20 protein-coding genes are annotated in these 20,509 nt (G+C 48.8%); 4 read left to right on the forward strand and 16 right to left on the reverse strand.

Annotation, left to right across the window (positions count from 1 at the left end; translation table 11 throughout):
- Positions 1-87: 87 nt before the first annotated feature.
- The gene (locus tag QU597_RS16665; RefSeq protein WP_310829038.1) at positions 88-954 is read left to right on the forward strand and encodes a LysR family transcriptional regulator; all 867 of its coding nucleotides are present in this window, start codon (positions 88-90) and stop codon (positions 952-954) included.
- A gap of 34 nt (positions 955-988) precedes the next feature.
- Entirely contained in the window at positions 989-1,414 is a 426-nt protein-coding gene (gene fosM / locus QU597_RS16670; RefSeq protein ID WP_310829039.1) for a FosM family fosfomycin resistance protein, read from the forward strand.
- A gap of 93 nt (positions 1,415-1,507) precedes the next feature.
- Here the strand turns inward: fosM and htpG are convergent, their stop codons facing one another.
- Entirely contained in the window at positions 1,508-3,385 is a 1,878-nt protein-coding gene (htpG, locus tag QU597_RS16675) for a molecular chaperone HtpG (RefSeq protein WP_310829040.1), read from the reverse strand.
- Positions 3,386-3,538: 153 nt separating this feature from the next.
- On the reverse strand, positions 3,539-4,171 hold the full coding sequence (locus QU597_RS16680) for a DUF1796 family putative cysteine peptidase (RefSeq protein WP_310829041.1): 633 nt from the start codon (positions 4,169-4,171) through the stop codon (positions 3,539-3,541).
- A 159-nt stretch (positions 4,172-4,330) separates the two neighbouring features.
- On the opposite strand from QU597_RS16680, the gene QU597_RS16685 reads away from it, so the two are divergent.
- Positions 4,331-5,209, forward strand: a complete 879-nt coding sequence (locus QU597_RS16685; protein ID WP_310829042.1) for a glycosyltransferase family 2 protein — start codon at positions 4,331-4,333, stop codon at positions 5,207-5,209.
- 52 nt (positions 5,210-5,261) lie between these two features.
- On the opposite strand, the gene QU597_RS16690 is transcribed toward QU597_RS16685, so the two are convergent.
- Positions 5,262-6,158 (reverse strand): LysR family transcriptional regulator, encoded by an 897-nt coding sequence (locus tag QU597_RS16690; protein WP_206100535.1) that lies wholly within the window; start codon positions 6,156-6,158, stop codon positions 5,262-5,264.
- Between the two features lie 133 nt (positions 6,159-6,291).
- On the opposite strand from QU597_RS16690, the gene dapA reads away from it, so the two are divergent.
- Complete coding sequence (dapA, locus tag QU597_RS16695; protein ID WP_310829043.1) at positions 6,292-7,167, forward strand: 4-hydroxy-tetrahydrodipicolinate synthase; 876 nt, start codon at positions 6,292-6,294, stop codon at positions 7,165-7,167.
- A 176-nt stretch (positions 7,168-7,343) separates the two neighbouring features.
- Here the strand turns inward: dapA and QU597_RS16700 are convergent, their stop codons facing one another.
- The 13 genes from QU597_RS16700 to QU597_RS16760 all read right to left on the reverse strand — a co-directional run bounded on the left by QU597_RS16700 (position 7,344) and on the right by QU597_RS16760 (position 20,479).
- Entirely contained in the window at positions 7,344-8,936 is a 1,593-nt protein-coding gene (locus tag QU597_RS16700; protein WP_310829044.1) for a DEAD/DEAH box helicase, read from the reverse strand.
- Between the two features lie 232 nt (positions 8,937-9,168).
- Positions 9,169-9,741: a phosphate propanoyltransferase gene (pduL, locus tag QU597_RS16705; RefSeq protein ID WP_054941021.1), complete on the reverse strand. Its 573-nt coding sequence runs from the start codon at positions 9,739-9,741 to the stop codon at positions 9,169-9,171.
- 186 nt (positions 9,742-9,927) lie between these two features.
- Positions 9,928-10,887, reverse strand: a complete 960-nt coding sequence (locus tag QU597_RS16710; RefSeq protein ID WP_310829045.1) for a dipeptidase — start codon at positions 10,885-10,887, stop codon at positions 9,928-9,930.
- A gap of 149 nt (positions 10,888-11,036) precedes the next feature.
- Positions 11,037-11,297, reverse strand: a complete 261-nt coding sequence (locus QU597_RS16715; protein ID WP_019910496.1) for a stage V sporulation protein S — start codon at positions 11,295-11,297, stop codon at positions 11,037-11,039.
- A gap of 200 nt (positions 11,298-11,497) precedes the next feature.
- A complete protein-coding gene (locus tag QU597_RS16720) occupies positions 11,498-12,292 on the reverse strand; it encodes a TIGR00282 family metallophosphoesterase (RefSeq protein ID WP_054941023.1) in 795 nt (264 codons plus the stop codon).
- 102 nt (positions 12,293-12,394) lie between these two features.
- Complete coding sequence (rny, locus tag QU597_RS16725) at positions 12,395-13,936, reverse strand: ribonuclease Y (RefSeq protein ID WP_054941024.1); 1,542 nt, start codon at positions 13,934-13,936, stop codon at positions 12,395-12,397.
- A gap of 307 nt (positions 13,937-14,243) precedes the next feature.
- On the reverse strand, positions 14,244-14,978 hold the full coding sequence (locus QU597_RS16730; RefSeq protein ID WP_310829046.1) for a regulatory protein RecX: 735 nt from the start codon (positions 14,976-14,978) through the stop codon (positions 14,244-14,246).
- Positions 14,979-15,087: 109 nt separating this feature from the next.
- Positions 15,088-16,152, reverse strand: a complete 1,065-nt coding sequence (gene recA / locus QU597_RS16735) for a recombinase RecA (RefSeq protein WP_279306737.1) — start codon at positions 16,150-16,152, stop codon at positions 15,088-15,090.
- A gap of 299 nt (positions 16,153-16,451) precedes the next feature.
- Positions 16,452-17,741 carry a competence/damage-inducible protein A gene (locus tag QU597_RS16740; protein WP_310829047.1) on the reverse strand — a complete coding sequence of 430 codons (1,290 nt, stop codon included), beginning with the start codon at positions 17,739-17,741 and terminating at the stop codon, positions 16,452-16,454.
- A 44-nt stretch (positions 17,742-17,785) separates the two neighbouring features.
- The gene (pgsA, locus tag QU597_RS16745) at positions 17,786-18,373 is read right to left on the reverse strand and encodes a CDP-diacylglycerol--glycerol-3-phosphate 3-phosphatidyltransferase (RefSeq protein WP_206100543.1); all 588 of its coding nucleotides are present in this window, start codon (positions 18,371-18,373) and stop codon (positions 17,786-17,788) included.
- A 154-nt stretch (positions 18,374-18,527) separates the two neighbouring features.
- Entirely contained in the window at positions 18,528-19,019 is a 492-nt protein-coding gene (locus tag QU597_RS16750) for a YajQ family cyclic di-GMP-binding protein (protein ID WP_025704683.1), read from the reverse strand.
- Positions 19,020-19,239: 220 nt separating this feature from the next.
- On the reverse strand, positions 19,240-19,401 hold the full coding sequence (locus QU597_RS16755) for a hypothetical protein (RefSeq protein ID WP_167347618.1): 162 nt from the start codon (positions 19,399-19,401) through the stop codon (positions 19,240-19,242).
- 82 nt (positions 19,402-19,483) lie between these two features.
- Positions 19,484-20,479 carry a helix-turn-helix domain-containing protein gene (locus tag QU597_RS16760; protein ID WP_310829048.1) on the reverse strand — a complete coding sequence of 332 codons (996 nt, stop codon included), beginning with the start codon at positions 20,477-20,479 and terminating at the stop codon, positions 19,484-19,486.
- Positions 20,480-20,509 lie beyond the last annotated feature (30 nt).

Raw genomic sequence — 20,509 nt, forward strand, 5'->3', positions numbered from 1 at the left:
ATTATGTCATATCCGTTTACATATTAATAATATTGGTTTCGTATCAATGCGATACGAATTACATATATCAAATACGGAGGTTTGCATATGGATATCAGACAGCTCAAATACTTTTTGGCTATTGCCGAAGAAGGACAAATCACTTCGGCGGCAAGGAAGCTGCAAATGGCCCAGCCGCCGCTCAGCCAGCAGCTGAGGCTGCTGGAGGAAGAGCTCGGCGTGAAGCTCGTGGAGCGCGGCCCGCGTAGTGTACAGCTCACCGATGCCGGGGTGATCCTGCGCGGCCGGGCACAGCAGATCCTGGAGCTGGCAGACTCGACCACGCGGGAAATCAATGATTTCGTCAATGGGCTGCAGGGAACGCTCTCGATCGGAACCGTCTCCTCTTCTGCCGCCACCCTGCTGCAGGACCGGCTCCTGGAATTCCATAAAATGTATGCCGGAGTCAAATTTGAAATCCATGAAGGCAATACGTATACGATTATCGACCTGCTGAATAAAGGAATCATTGAAGTCGGCATTGTCCGCACCCCGTTCAACAGCACCAGCCTCGAATGCGTGTATGCAGCGGCTGAACCTATGATTGCCGTGATGACTGCTGAATATGACTGGAGCAGCGGGGAAACCTCCATTGATATTGGCGAACTGAAGAGCAGACCGCTAATCATCTACCGCCGCTTTGAGCAGCTGATCCGCGAAACCTGCCTGGAGCATGGCTTCAATCCCGATGTGTTCTGCATGAACGATGATGCCCGCACTACCCTGCTCTGGGCCAACGCCGGGCTTGGCATCGGCATCATTCCCAGATCGGCGCTCGGCCTGGCGAGCAACAGCAACCTGGTATCCAAAGAGATTCGAAGCGATACGCTGAATACCCGCGTAGCCGCTGTCTGGATGAAAGACAAGTATTTGTCGTCTCTCGCCTCCAAGTTCATTGAGAGCTTTCAGACATAGCAGCATTAATAACTAAACGGTTGAGGTGGTAATAGTGTCGATAAAAGGGTTTAATCATTTTTTATTTTCAGTTTCCGATTTGGAAAACTCCATTGCGTTTTACAAGAATGTATTTGACGCAAAATTGTTAGTGAAAGGCAGAAGCACAGCCTATTTTGATCTAAACGGAATGTGGCTTGCACTCAATGAGGAAAAAGATGTCCCGCGTAATGAAATAAGCCAATCCTACACACATATTGCTTTTTCAATTGATGAAGCAGCATTGGATAAAATGTATGAGAAGCTCAAAAAAATGAATGTACACATCTTATCCGGTCGTCCTAGAGATGTAAAAGACAAGCAGTCCATTTATTTTACAGACCCGGACGGTCATAAATTTGAGTTTCATACAGGGACTCTCCAAGATAGACTAGATTACTATAAACAGGAGAAGACACATATGGAGTTTTTTGATTCATAAGAAACTCCTTAATAATTGGCAAAAAACCCGCCCCGGCCAGCACCGGAAGCGGGTTAAATCTATCATCGTGTTCCCGAGCGCAGCCGCCGCGGATTACACCATGATTTTGCAAATATCGTTCGTGAACTCCACCGGATCATTGATCTGCAGACCTTCGATCAGCAGCGCCTGATTGTACAGCAGATTCGTGTACAGACTCAGCTTCTCCTTGTCCCCTTCGGCAGCAGCCTTCAAGGACTTGAAGACATCATGATTCACGTTGATTTCGAGCACCTTGTCCGCCTGCACCTCTTGGCCGTTCGGCATTGCCTTGAGGATTTTCTCCATCTCAATCGTCAGCTCACCTTCGGTGGACAGGCAGACCGGATGGGATTTCAGCCGCTTGGAGGCTTTGACTGCCTTCACTTTGCCGGACAGGATGCCCTGCATTGCTTCGAACAAGCCCTTGTTCTCATTTTCTTCCTCTTCCGACGGTTTGTCCGCTGCATCTTCGATGCCAAGGTCCCCGCTGGAAACGTTTTTGAATTCTTTTTCCTTGTAGGACATAATCATCTTGATTGCAAATTCATCGATATCATCAGTGAAATAGAGAATTTCATAGCCTTTGTCCGAAACCATCTCCGTCTGCGGCAGCTTCTCGATCCGTTCCACCGATTCCCCGGAAGCATAGTAGATATACTTCTGGTCTTCCGGCATTCTCTCGATGTATTCAGCTAGTGTAACCTGTTTCTTCTCCTTGGAGGAGTAGAACATCAGCAGGTCCTGTAGGGTTTCTTTTTCCATGCCATAGTCATTGTATACACCAAACTTCAGCTGTCTGCCAAAAGATTTATAGAACGTCTCGTATTTCTCACGCTCGTCCTTAAGCAGGCTCAGAAGCTGGCTCTTGATCTTGCTCTTGATGTTCTTCGCGATCAGCGTCAGCTGGCGGTCATGCTGCAGCAGCTCGCGGGAAATGTTAAGCGACAGGTCCTCCGAATCTACCATCCCTTTAACGAAGCTGAAGTAGTCCGGCAGCAGGTCGCCGCATTTGTTCATGATCAGCACACCGTTGGAGTACAGCTCCAGGCCTTTTTCATACTCTTTGGTGTAATAATCAAACGGAGTATTCTCTGGAATGAACAGGATCGCATTATATACTACAGCACCATCGGCACTGATATGGATATGCTTAAGCGGCTTGTCGAAGCCGTAACGTTTCTCCGAGTAGAAGTTATTGTAATCCTCTTCGGTCAGCTCGTTCTTATTCTTGCGCCAGATCGGCACCATGCTGTTGACGGTTTGTTCTTCTTTGGTTTCCTCGAACTCCCCTTCGCTGCCTTCCTTCGGCTTACTTCCGGTAATATCCATCTTGATCGGGAAACGGATGAAGTCGGAATATTTCTTAATGATTGATTTCAGGCGGTATTCTTCCAGAAACTCGTCATAATTGTCTTCTTCAGTGCTTTCTTTAATCTTCAAAATAATGTCGGTACCGACACTATCCTTCTCAGCAGGCTCAATCGTATAACCGTCCGCGCCCTGGGATTCCCATTTGTAAGCCTGGTCACTGCCCAGTGCCTTACTGATCACGGTGACATCCTCAGCAACCATAAAGGCGGAGTAGAAGCCCACCCCGAACTGTCCGATGATGTTGTGGCCATCCTTGGCTTCATTATCCTTCTTGAACGCAAAAGAGCCGCTGTTCGCAATAATACCCAGGTTGTTCTCCAGCTCTTCCTGCGTCATCCCGATCCCTGTATCGGAAATCGTCAATGTCCGGCTAGCTTTATCAGCAGTTACTTTAATGTAATAATCCTCTTTATTGAACACCAGACCCTCATCGGCCAGTGCTTTATAATAGATTTTGTCGATGGCATCGCTTGCATTCGAGATCAGCTCCCGCAGGAAAATCTCCCGCTGTGTATAGATGGAGTTAATCATCATCTCCAGCAGTCTTTTGGATTCGGCTTTGAACTCTTTTTTAGACATGAATATAGTAATCTCCTTTCAAAAATATCCTTCGGATTACTTCCGGATGATTAGCACTCCACAATGATGAGTGCTAACACTTCCTTTTATATACCATATTCACGTTTTTGATGTCAATATCTTGCTGCATAGAGATTCACATTTGCCGGGTGATCAGTAACGTATATGGAATCCTTCCAGGAGAGTTTTCCACAAATAATCATTATCGTGAAACTCATCAGGCACCAAGGGGATTTGCAGGGCACATACATTATGAAATGGCCACGGGGTTTCCACAATTCCGCTTACCGGCGCATGATTAATCACGAGTACATTGAATTCACCGGCCACCAGATTGTTTAGCACGTCCAGCAGCTCCGCCGTTTCATGTATGGTCCCTTCAGTGCGGATAAACAGAATCCGGTTGGAGTTTCTGAGCGTTTCCAGAAACCGCGGGACACGCCGGGTGATTTTCTCCCTAAGCTCCGGGTAGCTCAGCAGCTGGGTTGGAGTATTCTCATGAAGCGGAAAGTCGTGGTGGGAGAAGATATGGTAGGCTGCATCCCTCACAATATAGCAGCCTGCATGTTCATTAATGCCGGTAATCGCCAGATTAGGGAATTCCATAAAATTCATAAACCGATTCCGCAAAAGCTGGCTGACCCCCGGCAAAGCAGGTGACTCCACCCAGTCAAGGACGCCTCCGATTTTTCTGAGCATATGGCGCGACAATTGGTCCGCAGCCAGACAATTTTGTCCCAAACTGAATATGACATCGTAAGTTCCTTTGATCCCATTGAAATCCATGACCCATTCCCCCTCATCCATTTATCTATATTTAATTAATTCCATAGATAAAGGGTTTGGACTATCCGGACGATATCCAGACATCTGGTCTAGTATGCGGGTCAGCCTCCCTGATTCTCGCGTACTATAAATTCAGAAAAGTATAGGATGGTGAAAACATTGGTTAAAATATCAGTGCTCATGCCGGTTTATAATATGGCTCCGTATATTGAAGAAGCGATCTGCAGCATTTTAACGCAAACCTATTCCGATTTCGAGCTGCTTATTTTAGATGACGGATCAACCGACGGAACCTTAGACATCATTCGGAAATTTGATGATAAGAGGATTAGAGTAATAGCGCATACAGTGAACCAGGGATTAATTGCGACCTTAAATCAAGGTATTGATTTATGTACGGGCGAGTATATTGCGCGAATGGATGGTGATGATATCGCATTGCCTCACCGGCTTGAGCGTCAAGTGAATTTCATGGACGACCATCAGGACTGCGGTGTTTGCGGTTCTCAGGTTTATTTGTTAGGCAGAGATGCCATTACCGCCAAACCGTTAAATCATGAGGCGATCCGGTGCTGGCAGTTATTCCACTGTACGATGGTGCATCCAACGGTTATGATCCGCAAATCCGTACTGGAAGATCACGACATCAGGTATCTCAATTACTTTCATGCGGAGGATTATGAAATATGGAACCGCTTATCCGCAATAACCCAGTTGGTTAATCTGCCTGAGGTGTTGCTTATGTACAGACAGCATTCAAATCAGATAACTAATATCCACCAAGAGATACAAGTAGTCCAATCTGAACGTATCCGCAGAGATCAATTGCTTCGGCTAGGTATCGATGCTACTGCCGAGGAGTACCAGACTCACTTGGATTTTTGCAATTTTAGAATACGGACAGGTGAACCTGATCACTATTATCGATGCTTAGCATGGGCTAACAAAATCCTGGAAAGCAATTTACGGCAACCAATATATGACCACCAGACCTTAAACTTGGTATTATCGCAATGTTTCAGTTTATCCAGATATTGAAATGAATGAGGCCGCAAAATGCGGTTCGCTGTCCAAGCATCCCATCCGATCTTCAAAGCGCCACAGACTTCGCCTCAGCATCCGCCTGCAGCATCTGAATCAGGGATTGCAGCGGCAGTGACTTCCACTTCTTGGGATGAATGAGCAGCTGCAGGTCAAAATGAATCTCCGGATGGGTAAACGGCAGCTCGGCCAGATTACCACGTTCAATCTCTTCCTCAGCTACAATTCTCGGCAGCAGGGCAATCCCCAGACCGTTCCGCACACAGCGCTTGATCGCCTCCAGATTGGACAGCTCAAAGCCGATCCGGAACACGATTCCGTGCTCCCGGAGCAGATTCTCAAACAGGCTGCGGTAGATACAGCTCTCTTCGGAGACAATCAGCTCACAGTTGTTCAGATCCTGCAAGGTTATATTTGTAAGCTTCGCCAGTGGATGATCGGCAGGTGCCACCAGTACCAGCGGCTCATCCCGGATAATCGTCCGCTCCAGCAGCGAATCAGTCGTACTCCGGTCCAGCATGAGGCCAATATCCACCTCTCCTTCCCTGATCTTGGACACCAGATTCGCTTCCTGCTCCGTTTGCAGATGAATATTCAGTCCGGGAAATGTCGTCCGCAGCTGCTGCAGAAAAGGCGGAAGGTAAAAAGCGGCCAATGAATCTATTGTTCCGATAGTCAGCGTACCGCCGATCTGCTGGGCAATTGTTTCTTTGGAGCGGTCATATAGATCAAGAATTTCCACGAACAGCTTCAGCAGCTCTTCTCCAGGCGGGGTCAGGCGCAGGATACGTCCATGACGTTCCATTAGCGTGACCCCGTATTCTTTTTCAATCTTCTGTATCTGCATGGTTACACTGGACTGGGCATACCCCAGTTCCTCTGCTGCACGCGTGAAGCTCTGACGCTTCGCCACCTCGCGGAAGGTCCGCATATAGGTTAAATCCATTTCACTCACCCTTTAGACTGTGATATAACATCAATATTATTGATGACCCATATCATTTATTATAGCTAACGCCGATGGAATGTTCCATGCTAAAGTAGAATAAAAGGATTTAAAAATTTGGAGGACGATATTCATGTTAACAGAAGAACAGATTTATGGAATCTATGTTCCCGTGGTAACACCGTTCAATGCCGCCGGCGAGATTGATCTTACTTCTTATCAGCGTTATGTGAACAACATCATCAAGAACAAAATTCATGGTCTGGTCGTAAATGGAACCACTGGAGAATCGCCGACAGTCAACATACAAGAATTACAGACACTGATTACTGCCTCACAGGAGCTGCTGCATGGCAGTAAAATTCCGCTGGTCATCGGTACAGGGACCAATGATACAATGTCTACCGTCGCCCGTACAGAGCTTGCTGCGAGCCTGGGAGCCGATGCTGCGCTCGTTGTCGTGCCTTACTACAGCCGTCCTTCTCAAGCGGGCATCATTGCCCATTTCCGCAAGGCAGCCGAAGTCGGTATTCCGATTATCGCTTATGACATTCCCGGCCGTGCCGGAGTCGGCATGACCGTCGATACCGCCCGCACCATCCTGGAGATGGACAATGTGGTCGGCCTGAAAGACTGCTCCGGTTCGCCGCTGCTCGTCTCTGAGCTGTCCCGCCTCGGCTCCAAGCCGGTGCTCTGCGGAGATGACCTAAGTTTCTTCGACATGCTGGGCTGCGGAGCCGCCGGAGGCATGCTGGCTTCCGCCAACGTGCATACTGCGAAGTTCCTGAACATCTTCGAACAATACAAAGCCGGCCAGATTGATGCTGCCAGAGCCGAATACGACCGCCTGGTGCCGCTCATGAAGCTGCTCTTCAAGGAATCGAACCCAGCCCCGATCAAATGGCTGCTCAGCGTACAGGGTGAGATTGCTTCAGATACCCTCCGCCTGCCGATGACCTCGATCAGCGAATCGCTGCGCGAAGAGCTGGGTGCTTATCTAGCCGGCTAAGTCCTCCGCCATTAAATCATGACCTTAGAAGTAAAGACCCGTATTGTACACTCTGTATAGAGTGTACAATACGGGTCTTTTGTGTAAATTAGGTCTGCCAATTTATATTCATTGTACACAAAAACGGCGTCCTCCCCTAAAAGGAAAGGACGCTGCATCATTGATAGAGCAGCTGATTATTGCATTCTGCCGGCATTAACCGGGGCTTTATTGCCGTTTCGGTTCGAGCTTGACTGGCCGCCCGGTCTGCTCTGGCTGCCACCCGAGCGGGCGCCAGGTCTGCTTGCGGCAGAACCATTAGCTGATCCGCCGGCTCCGCCTGGCCGGTTACCCTGCGCACCTTTTGCATATCCGCCAGTTCTATTCCCTTGAGAACCGTTAGCACTCGCGCCAGGTTTGCCTGTTCCCGTGTTCCGTGCTCCTGCAGGTCTGTCGTTTGCGCTTCCGCTAACCCGGCCGCCACTTCTGCTGCCCAAGTCCGGACTGGCTTGACCGTTTGTTCCACTCTTCGGCTTGTTCCCTTGCGTGAACCATTCCGATTTCGGCTTGCGCGGCGGATTCGTTTTGGATTTTGCTGCCGGTTTAGCCGGTGCTTTAGCCGGACGGTCATTCAGCAGCGCCAGAGTGCTTTTGGACATCGGATAGTCATGTTCCTTGATTTCCGGAATCGTCTTTCCGATCAGCTTCTGGATATCCTTCAGGTAAGGAATCTCTTCCTCTTCACACAGGGAAATGGCAACTCCGCTCATTCCCGCACGGCCGGTACGGCCAATACGGTGGACATAGGTTTCCGGAATGTTCGGCAGGTTAAAGTTGATGACATGGGACAGCTCATCAATATCGATCCCCCGGGCAGCGATGTCAGTTGCCACAAGCACGCGTGTCGCCCCGCTCTTGAAATTGCGCAGCGCATTCTGGCGGTCATTCTGCGACTTGTTGCCGTGAATCGCTTGAGCCGTAATATTGATTTTGGCCAAATCACGGGTCACCCGGTCAGCGCCGCGTTTGGTGCGGGTGAAGACCAGTGCCGACACAATCGATTGGTCCTGCAGCAGGCGGTTCAGCTGATTCTGCTTATTGCCGTTCTGCAGCAAATATACAGACTGTTCGATACGGTCTACCGTGGAAGATACCGGCGTAATTTCGATTTTCACCGGATTCACGAGCAGCGTCTTGATCAGCTGAGAAATCTCGGACGGCATCGTCGCGGAGAAGAACAAGGTTTGCTTTTTGCTCGGCATCTTGGCAATAATCCGTTTCACGTCATGAATGAAGCCCATATCCAGCATCCGGTCGGCTTCATCCAGCACCAGAATCTGCACATATTGAAGGTCCACATGCTTCTGAGCGATCAGATCAATCAGACGGCCCGGTGTGGCGATCAGAATGTCCGCTCCCTGGCTCAATGCCCGCTCCTGTGCCTTTTGCGATACACCGCCGACAATGGCTGTAGAACGGATACCGGTGAATTTGCTGTAGGCCTGGATATTTTCATAGATTTGCAGCGCCAGCTCCCGGGTAGGAGTGAGAATCAGCGAACGAATGCGGCGTTTCCCGCCGGTAACGGCCGGTTGCTGGCTTAACAGCTGGATGATCGGCAAAGAAAAAGCAGCGGTTTTGCCTGTTCCAGTCTGTGCGCAGCCCAGTACGTCTCTGCCGGCCAGAGCTGCAGGTATAGCTTCTTCCTGAATCGGTGTTGGGGATGTATAGTTTTCCAGGCTTAACGCCTTGAGAATCGCTGGGTTTAATTTGAGCTCATTAAAAGTCATGTATGTCTCCTTAGTTTCTAATACATATATTTTCAGATCACCCGGCTTTGCGGGATTACGTTTATTCCTGCGTTTCCACATAGCGCAGAGCTAAGTCATAACACATAATGATACCACAGATCCGGATATAAAATAACCCCGCAAAATCGAATCCCGGAATCGGACTCAGAAAACATCCCATAAAAAAGGAGCGGAGGACTGTTCCCCCGCTCCTTACTGTATAAATGTAAGACTAATCTACAATTTCAGCTGTGTCGCCGTTGTTGGCACCTGCAGCATTGGCTTCGTCGGTGTCGATGTGCATGTCAAGCTTAAAGCTGTCAGATACACGTGCAAGCACGTTCTCCAGCACCAGGCCGCGTTCACCGCCAAGGCGGACTTTCAGCATTTGCTTGTCGGAAATGCCCCAAGCTTCTGCTTCGGAAGTATGGAAGTGAATGTGACGGGCTGCAATAATAACACCTGTTTCCAGTTCAACTTCACCGGCTGGTCCTTTAAGAGTAATGCCTGGTGTACCTTCAATATGTCCGGATTCACGGACAGGTGCTTTCACGCCGAGGCTGAAAGAGTCTGTACGGGAAATTTCGAGTTGCGATGCCGGGCGGACAGGTCCAAGAATTCTTACTTTGTCGAACTTGCCTTTGCTGCCGATAACCGCTACTTGCTCATTTGCTGCGAATTGTCCTGTTTGGGAGAGCGGTTTGAACTCAGTCAATTGATAGCCTGGGCCAAACAACGCTTCCACATGCTCCTGCGTAAGGTGAATATGTCGGGCCGACACACCTACGGGTACAGTCTTGCTCATTGTAAAGTCACTCCTTGTATTTTCTCTAGTATCTGTACAAGCCACTGAACATTATACCTCTTCTTACCCAAAAATAAAAAGACCCTCTTCACAATGAGTGTCTTTTTTTCGATATTCCACTACTTTTGAACCTTAATGCGTCACGGTTTCGCCATTTAATCTACCTTGTTCAGAAATGAAATGACTTCAAGGCCTGGGTGGTAAATGCCCGCTTAAAAAACGTAATGCATTATCATACAACCAGCCCCGCACCTCATCCTCCGGATAATATTTTACCAGCAGCTCGGCAAACTCCGCATATTTCCCCGGATGCTCTAATCCCTTTACCCACGCATCAATGCCGTCAAAATCCGAGCCGAACATCAGCTGTCTTGTACCTCCCAAGCTGCAGACATGCTCAATATGTCTCCGCACATCATCACGGTCCGCTCCGCCTCCATCACGGACAAACCAGGGAACGAAGGTAAGGCCCATCCGCCCGTCCATGGCGATCAGCGCCTTGATCTGGTCATCACTCAGGTTGCGGGGATGGCCGCAAATGGCCGCAGCATTGGAATGCGAAGCTATAAACGGATGTTTACTACGCTCGGTCAGCTCCCAAAATCCTGCTGGCGCCAAATGCGACACATCCAGGAGCATTCCGCTTCTGTTACACCACTCGATCAGTTGCCGGCCTTTTTCCGTAAACCCGCCGTTTCTTGATTCCAGCACGCCGTCAGCCGCCCAGTTAGCATAATTCCACGTTATTCCGAACAATCGCACTCCCAGCTCAAAACACAGCTGCGCATAGAACAGATTGCCCTCCAGACCGTCTACCCCCTCCAGAGAGAGCACTCCCCCGGCCGTTGCCGCCGCAGTAACTTCTACTGCCTCCTCCTTCCAGCGCAGCCACTGCAATTGCTCAGAGCCAATGATCTTCTCCCGGAACAAATCGAGCTGGCCGAGCACACTTTCAAAGCTTGGTCTTCCTCTAGCCTCAGACAAAAAAATCGCGAAAACCTGCAGTCCTACATTTCCCGCAGCAAGCCGCTCCATAGTAACATCCAGCCGGCCGTCATTTTTAAAGCTGATCCCTGGACTTGCCTGCAGCTTACTCAGTACGTCACAATGAAAATCCGCTACTTTAAATCCGCCTGCTGCCTTCATCTGTCCCCCCGCTTTCAACACCGTTTGCTGAAGTTCTGCCTCTGGCCACATTATCATCATAGTCTATGCGTATTATGATCAGCTTTTTCCTGCACAGCAAAAAACCTGTTTACTCGAAGTAAACAGGCCCATCAGAATAAGTCCATTAATTATCTGGGTTCAACAATCAGTTTAATCGCCGTCCGATCCTCTCCATCAATCACGATGTCAGTGAAGGCTGGAATGCAGATCAAGTCGACACCGCTTGGCGCGACAAATCCCCGGGCGATGGCAACAGCTTTGACTGCTTGGTTCAGCGCTCCTGCTCCAATAGCTTGCAGCTCGGCCGATCCACGTTCACGAAGAACACCCGCTAATGCGCCGGCAACGGAATTTGGATTGGATTTAGCTGATACTTTTAATACATCCATAGTAAGTACCTCCCCTGGGAAAATGATGGTGTTCTTCCACTACTGTAGATGTTATTCGCGGGAGAAGAAATAATTCCTTCTTTTTGCGGACTACTCTGGAGAAAATAGTACAAAAGATACTCTTTTTCGATATAAAAAATATCACACTTTACCCAAAATCGGCGATTTTTCCCGAATTACCTACACCCAGTTGTCCAGATTTAGCTCATGATCCATTCATCTTCACGCAAGCGAATTTTCTCCAGACGTGTGGCTTTTCCCGTAGCCTCGTCAATCTCCGCGAATAACCCGTGTAACTGCCATTTGCCTTCATCAACCACAAACCGGGCCGGAAGCTGGGTCGTGAATTTATAAAGGACCGCATCCTTTTCCATACCCAGAATTCCTTCTCTTGAACCAACCATCCCGGCATCGGTTAAGTAGGCGGTACCGCCAGGCAGGATCACATCATCATTGCTCTGCACATGCGTATGGGTGCCGACTACTATCGAAGCCAGTCCATCCATAAAATAACCCATTGCAATCTTTTCGGAAGTTGCTTCAGCATGAAAATCAACGAGGATGCATTTGTGATTCCGGCGCAGCTCCTCCACAATCTCTTCACCTATGCGGAACGGATCATCAATTGCCGGCAAAAAGGTGCGGCCCTGCAAATTCACAATCGCCAGCTGTTTACCGTTGCCCTTAACGACCGTATACCCTCTGCCTGGGGTTCCCGGCGGAAAATTGGCCGGTCGGATCATCCGCGGCTCGTCGTCGATAAATTCAAAAATATCCTTATTGTCCCAGGTATGGTTGCCCAGCGTAATGCCGTGAACCCCCCAGTTAAAAAACTCATTGGCAATCGCAGATGTAATCCCTCTGCCGGCTGCAGCATTCTCGCCGTTAACGATAATGATATGCGGCTGATATTTACTCTTCAGTGAAGGCAGCATTTCACGCAGTGCTTTTCTGCCGGTATTGCCTACTATGTCACCTATAAATAAGACTTTAATGTCGTTCTCCTCCTAAAAGCATACTGTAAAGCTATCCTCCGCTTACATTTACCGAATCTGTATGAAAGAAAAAAGGCCCCGCACGGGGGCCGATTTCCTTGCTTATTTAGCGTATTCAACAGCCCGTGTCTCGCGGATAACGGTAACCTTGATGTGACCCGGATAATCCAGCTCACTCTCGATCATCTTCGTTATGTCGCGTGCCAGACGGAAGCTTTCTGCATCATCGATTTTCTCAGGCTGTACCATTACACGAACCTCGCGGCCCGCTTGGATAGCATAAGACTTCTCTACGCCTTCGAAACTTTCGGAAATCTCCTCGAGCTTTTCCAGACGTTTGATGTAGGTTTCCAGTGTCTCACGGCGTGCGCCAGGGCGTGCTGCCGACAAGGCGTCAGCCGCTCCAACCAGCATCGCAATAACCGAAGTCGCTTCGCAGTCCCCGTGGTGGGACGCGATACTGTTAATAACAACCGGATGTTCCTTGTATTTCTTCGCCAGTTCAACGCCAATCTCAACGTGTGAACCTTCCACTTCATGATCCAGTGCTTTACCGATATCATGGAGCAGCCCGGCACGTTTAGCAAGCACGATGTCTTCCCCAAGCTCACCGGCCATAAGTCCAGTCAAATAAGCAACCTCCATGGAGTGCTTGAGTACATTTTGACCGTAGCTCGTGCGGAATTTCAGACGGCCGAGAATTTTGATCAGATCCGGGTGCAGACCGTGAACGCCAACCTCGAAGGTAGCTTGTTCACCGTATTCGCGAATCCGCTCATCCACTTCTTTGCGGGATTTCTCCACCATTTCTTCAATCCGTGCCGGATGGATACGTCCATCAGCAACCAGCTTCTCAAGTGCCGTACGGGCCACTTCGCGGCGAATCGGATCAAATCCCGACAAAATAACGGCTTCCGGCGTATCATCGATAATGAGATCAATACCAGTAAGAGTTTCCAGTGCACGGATATTACGGCCTTCACGGCCGATAATCCGGCCTTTCATCTCTTCATTCGGAAGTGTTACCACAGACACGGTTGTTTCAGCAACATGATCAGCTGCACAGCGTTGGATAGCCAGTGTAATGATTTCGCGGGCCTTCTTGTCCGCTTCCTCCTTGGCCTGCTGTTCAATTTCTTTGATCATCTGCGCAGTCTCGTGGCGAACTTCCTGCTCTACATTGCTTAGAATGATACTTCTGGCATCATCGATGCTCAAATTGGAGATGCGCTCCAACTCGGTAACCTGATTCTTGTAAATAACATCAATTTGCTGTTGCGTTTCGTCAATTCGTTTCTCTTTGTTAGCTACTTGTTCTTCTTTTCGTTCAAGCGATTCCATTTTTTTATCCAGAGATTCTTCCTTTTGCAGCAAACGTCTCTCTTGCCGTTGGATTTCATTCCGACGTTCACGAGTTTCTTTCTCAGCCTCAGTACGGATTCTGTGGACTTCGTCCTTAGCTTCGAGTACCGTTTCCTTCTTCAGCGCCTCAGCCTCTTTCTTCGCGTTCTCCACGATGACGACGGCTTCTTTCTCGGCACTTGAAATTTTAGCTTCTGCAAGGGATTTACGAATAAAATAACCGAATCCAAAGAATATTGCAGCTACAACGAGAACGATTATGACCCAGATTGCAGGATGCATCTGTTCACCTCCTCGTTGGTTCCTCCAAGGAACAAGCCTTGGGAATTGTGCAGTTGTTAAACTATCCGTTCATCACCATACAAAAAACCGGTAATACACCGATTGCCATACTGCACATGCTGCACATGCACACTGCCCGCCTTATCCGGCGATTACATTTCATATGAGTTGTACGCGAACCGGTACCTAAGAGTCAGCTTTTTGGGAAGGAAAAAGGATTCTTAGTTTATGCCGATTCATGTTATATTTTATTATTTATAAAAAGACATTGTCAAGAGAGTCGATAACGCCATTAAAGTCAAGAGAATCAGTCAGGATCGTAAAACTCTTCATCTTCACCTGCAAAATCCTCTTCCTCACGTAAAATATTCATAACCTGCCGGACCAAATCACCGGAAAAGCCGCGCCGCATCAGGAAAGCTCCTGTCTTTCTGCGTTTGTCGTTAACATCCCCGCGGATCATATTCCATTTCTTCCTTCCCGTCTGCAGAGCGCTCTCCAGCTCCTCTTCAGGCGAAATATTCTCAAGCGCTTCCGAGATCAGCAATTTATCGATCCCTTTCTCACGCAGTTCCTGACGAATCCACAGTTTGCCCTTACGCTGATTCATAATGCGCTGTTCTGCCCATTGCTTGGCATATAATGGATCATCAATGAGACGTTCCTGCTGCAACCGCTGCAGCACTTCGGCAATAATAGTCTCCCCTATTTCCTTCTCCCTTAAACGGCGGGCCATTTCCTGCGCCGTCCGCGGTTTGCGTTCCAAATATCGCAGACCCTCAACGTACGCCCGCTGGCGTTCGTCGGCCACCACTATTTCCTCTAAATCATCTTTCATAAACGAACTGCCGGAAATCATCCGGTATTTAATCATGACATCCTCATGCACTGTCATGTTGTACTCGCCGAAATGTATGATATAGCGGTGATCCGATTTCTTTTGCCGCTCTACTTTCGTTATAACAAGCAGTTCACCTTCCGGAAAATCGGACAGTGCCTGTGCTTCCTGTTCTTCAGGTTCGGGATTCAGTTGAATGACCATCGTGCACTATCACCTCATGCTATTCCTTATATATAGATTGAACATATGGATTATTTTTTATAGAAAAGCGCCCTGCTACAACATTCACAGGGCGCCCTTAGCTAAAGTACTATTCGATTTCGAGCAGCAAGTTTTCTTCTTCCTCTTGTTCTGCCGCAACCTCTGACTCTGATGGCGCAGCTACAATCGTAGTTAAATTGCTTGCTTCACGGATCTTATTCTCAATCAGCAAGGCAATATCCTGATGTTCTTTCAGGAATTGCTTGGCATTCTCGCGTCCTTGACCCAGACGTTCACCTTCATAGGAATACCAGGCACCGCTCTTGTTGACGATATCCATTTCCGTTCCGATATCTACAAGGCTTCCTTCCTTGGAGATGCCTTCACCGTACATAATATCAACATCTGCCTGTTTAAACGGAGGCGCTACTTTGTTCTTCACGACCTTGATCTTCGTACGGTTACCAACCACATCATTGCCCATCTTGATGCTCTCTACACGGCGTACATCAAGCCGTACCGAAGAGTAGAATTTCAAGGCCCGGCCGCCAGGCGTTGTTTCCGGGTTACCGAACATCACACCAATCTTCTCACGCAGCTGGTTGATAAAGATAGCGATTGTATTCGATTTGTTGATTGCACCTGACAGCTTACGCAAAGCCTGGGACATCAAACGAGCCTGCAAGCCGACGTGGGAATCCCCCATATCGCCTTCGATTTCCGCCTTCGGTACCAGCGCTGCTACAGAGTCTACAACAATAATGTCTACGGCACCGCTGCGGACCAGGGCTTCAGCGATTTCCAGCGCCTGCTCACCTGTATCCGGCTGAGACAGCAGAAGCTCATCAATGTTTACGCCAAGAGCATTGGCATATTTAGGGTCCAGAGCATGCTCTGCATCGATGAAAGCTGCTTGTCCTCCAAGCTTCTGTACTTCTGCGATGGCATGAAGGGCAACCGTTGTCTTACCGGAAGATTCCGGTCCGTATACTTCAATGATGCGGCCTTTGGGAAGTCCGCCAATACCCAGTGCAATATCAAGTGCTAAGGCTCCACTAGGGACAACTTCCACTTTCATATGAGTGGATTCTCCCAGTTTCATGATCGAACCTTTACCGAATTGTTTTTCTATTTGACGAAGCGCCATATCAAGCGCTGCACGACGATCTGACAATCAGACCACTTCCTTCACTTGTTTATAGTAATATAATAACGTGTTTTGGAGGTCTTGCCAAGCTTTTTTTCGAACATACATTCGTTTTTTTTGTTTCCCTTAGGGATACTCCCTTTTATTGTAAGCCTCCTTCCGGTTTGATGCATCCTACACAATCATTAACCAGCCGGAGAACAAGACTCACATACAAAGGAGCTGCCGGCAGGAAAACGCCGCAGTTATAAAAACAAAAAACCGCAGCAAATGGTTCACAATGCCACGGTTCTTCCGTATAGAGAATTATATAACGTTAATGCCGGTTATTGCAAGGCCGAACCTTCCAGAGGCGTCTCCACCTTGCGTTCCTCCAGCCTGCGCCAGAGACGGTACAGCAGCGCTTTGACAGAGCGCAGGCGGATATTCTCACGTGTGCCTTTAAGGTTAAGCTCAAAGACCTCGGTCTTCTGTCCGCGTTCCGCCAAACCAACGAATACAAGTCCTACAGGCTTGCGTTCCGAATATCCCGGTCCCGCTACCCCGGTAACGGACAATCCGAAGTCGCTGTCAGCCAGCATCCTTACTTGATCGGCAAGCACCTCTGCCACCTCTCGGCTTACAGCACCAACTGCATCAGCACCTTCCAAATAAGAGGCAGGCACATTCAGCAGCTTCTTCTTCAGTTCATTGGAGTAACAGACAACGCCCCCTTTAAACATAGACGCGCTTCCTGGTATGTTCGTAATACTCTCCATCAATAAACCGCCGGTACAACTCTCCGCCGCACTAAGTGTCAATCCGGCGTCTGCCATCCAATCCACAAGAAGCTGTTCCAGCGGCACATCAATATTGGCATACATATGCTCGGGAAGAATCTCTTTGATAGTCTGCTCCAGCACATCCAGCTTCTCCATTGCTTCACGCTCAGAGGGCGCTTTAGTTGATATCCGTACCGTCACTTCGCCTTCCTTGGCATAAGGGGCTATCGTCGGATCACTCTGACCCCGAATCAGATCAATCAGCTTGTCCTCGAGCAGTGATTCACCGATACCGGCGAATTTAAGCATCTTGGAGTAAATCGGCATTTCATTCGTGAGCGCATGCTGCAGCAGCCATGGCTTGGCTTTGTCAATGAACATCGGTTTCATCTCCCGCGGCGGGCCGGGAAGCACGATATAGTATTTATCCTCATGAGCAAATGCAAGACCCACTGCCAGACCGATTTCATTCGGCAGCGGCGTTGTTCCTTCGATAATGAGTGCCTGCTTGCGGTTGTTCTCAGTCATGACAATTTTGCGGTCATCGAAAAATCTCTGCACATGGTCCATCGCAAGCTGGTCGATATGAACCGTACGGCCCAATGCTGCCGCCAGCGCTTCCTTAGTAAGATCATCTTCGGTCGGGCCGATTCCGCCGGTGAACAGGATAATGTCTGCACGGCTCTTGGCAATTTCGATGGCTTGCTGAATACGGCTGCTGTTGTCCCCAACCACCGTTTGAAAATAGACGTCTATTCCCATCGCGGCCAGCTCTACCGATAGAAACTGCCCGTTGCTGTTTACGATTTGTCCAAGCAAAAGCTCTGTGCCCACGGCAATAATTTCTGCTTTCATAGCTGGTTTCTCCTCCTGGCTATAGGGTGGATGAGTAATTTAATCTAAGCATTATGCAGCTCCAGCAATTCCTTGTTTTTCACGAAGTAATCAACCCCGGAGTAAATCGTGATGATAGCTGCAGCCCAAATGGCGATATCATCCAGCGGGATGCTGACGAACTGAAACGGGAAGTTGTTGAGCAGCAATAGCGAAATAGCGACAATCTGTGTTACCGTCTTAATCTTGCCCCATTTGCTGGCAGCCACCACCTTGCCTTCAAGCAGTGCCACCTGGCGCAGTCCGGTTACCGCAAACTCGCGGCTGATGATTACGATCGCAATCCAGGAATCGCATCTTCCCAGCTCTACAAGCGAAATCAGTACTGCGGAGACCAGCAGCTTGTCCGCGAGCGGATCGAGCAGCTTGCCAAGATTGGTGACCATGTTATACTTCCGGGCAATGTAGCCGTCTATCCCGTCCGTGCTGGCGGCAAGAAGGAAGATCACAGCTGCAATCAGATGATTAACCGACAGCTGAAATGACCCCCAATGGATGGGCTCCGGATAAAACTTAAAATTCACCAGTAAAAAAAACATCATAATCGGGATAAGACAAATACGTGCGAGCGTAATGCGGTTGGGTAAATTCACTGAAGTTCCTCCCCTGATCCTTACAAATTACGAGATTCCACAATTTTCTTCAAAACTGCTTAGGCTAGTATATTATAGCCATATGTAGGTGTCAAAAAAACTGAAAGCACCCCGCAAGGATAGGTGCGTAAGCACTGCGGGGTACCTCATTAGCTTACTTTAAATTGTTAAACTGCAAATCAAGCGGCAAATCGGCTTTTCGTAAAATTTGGATAATCTGCTGCAGATCATCCCGGCTTTTGCCGGTTACGCGGATTTGATCGCCTTGAATCTGGCTTTTCACCTTCAGCTTAGAATCCCTAATGAGGATATTGATCTTTTTGGCGTTCTCCTGATCAATTCCCTGTTTAAGGCCCAGACGCTGACGGACCGTTCCCAGTGAAGCCGGCTCCACTTTGCCAAAATCCAAATTTTTGAGTGTAATCCCGCGTTTAACCATCTTGGACTGTAAAATATCAATAACAGCATTCAGCTTATATTCATCCTCAGAGGCAATAATAAGCGCGTCCTTCTCCAGCTTAAGACTACTCTTGCTGTTCTTGAAGTCAAACCGGTTATCGATCTCCTTCTCAGTCTGGTGAACAGCATTCGTTAATTCCTGCATATCCATCTTGGATACAATGTCAAATGAACTTTCCGAACTCATTATTCCACGTCCTTTGCTACAATTATTCTTTTCCTATTATATGAGAAAGGGCAGATGAAGTCTATTTATGGAAGCTGCCCGGCACGCAAGAAGAAACGGCCGTGCTACTCTTATAAGGAGAGCACCCGTTTCTGTGAAAAAAAATTGTTTGTTCAAGGCTCCGCAGGCACAAACACGTCCCCCGGCAAACGCTCTTCCGGGAGACGCTGAACAGGCACCTTTATCTGCTGCGTGCGGGAGCCCGGAACATATCCAGAATCCCCAGCACAATATGCGCCAGTCCAAAGCCCAGAATTCCATAGCCCCAGGCGCTCGGTGTCAGATAATACCCGAGGAGACTGACGATAATGCCAAGCCCTGTTACGATCCAGCTAACGGTCATGAGTGAATACACCTCACTTTGGCGTAAGAACTGTAATTCACTCTTAGGTTCTCCAGATTACCAAAATCTATACTCTGCTGCCTTATTCACCTGTATTGCTGCTGTCACCTTCAGTAGCGCCATCCGTTCCTGCGTTTGTAGCCTCTGCATTATCAGTGCCGGCGGAGGTGCCGTCATCCAGTTCCAGCAGCAGCCGGGATGAGGTCTTGCCGTCTGTAATTGCCTGTCCATTCACCGTAATACTTGTCGCAGGAGAATATCCGGATTTGATATACATTCCTTCGGTACCAAGTGTAAAGCTCATAGTGTCGCCTGCAGCGGTATTCCCGAAGCTGAGTTTCTCACCTTTGGAATTCTCGCCTTTGTATACTTCAAGCCAGCTTACACCGGTAGCAGCAATCTCTACCTGTACAGCACTGCCTGTAGGAGCAGTCACTTTAAAAATCGTCGTTTTGCCCGATTTGCGGTCCTCCGTAACCGTAACCGGCAAATTAGACGGCGAAGGAATTGGTGTAGCTGTGGGAGCTACAGTAGCTGTGGCTGTCGCTTCACCCGCCACGGCACCATCCGAAGCCGTAGGTTCGCCCCCGACAATCCCGCCGCCCGCTGCCGTTGGCGAAGGCTGAATCTTGGAAGGATCCGTCTGCTCATTCGTCAAATTAGCTGAATCCACCTTCTCAGGATCAGCCTTGTCCATGTTGGAAGAGGCATACAAATAAATCACTACGATAATCAACACGGGGAAAGTCCACATCAGAACTGTCGGCAGCCACTTCGCGTTCCGTTCGGTTTCAGGTCTGCGGCTGCGTTTCTGAATAACAGTCTCCATCGTTGTATCCACAGGAGCCGCCGGCACATTGCCGTGCTCCTCCATCAGCTCGTCCGGATTGACTCCGACCGCTTCCGCGTAGGTTTTGATAAATGCCCGGACATAAAAACTTCCCGGGAGCACCTTATAATCCCCCGCTTCGATGGCTTCTAAATATTTCTTACGGATTTTCGTTACTTCCTGGACATCGTCAAGACTCATCCCTTTTTGCAGACGTGCCTCCTTCAAATGCCGGCCCAGTTCCGACATACCATCACCTCCTGAATGTTTGGTCTTCCT

This window comes from Paenibacillus pedocola (assembly GCF_031599675.1).
Classification (GTDB): Bacteria; Bacillota; Bacilli; order Paenibacillales; family Paenibacillaceae; genus Paenibacillus_AQ; species Paenibacillus_AQ pedocola.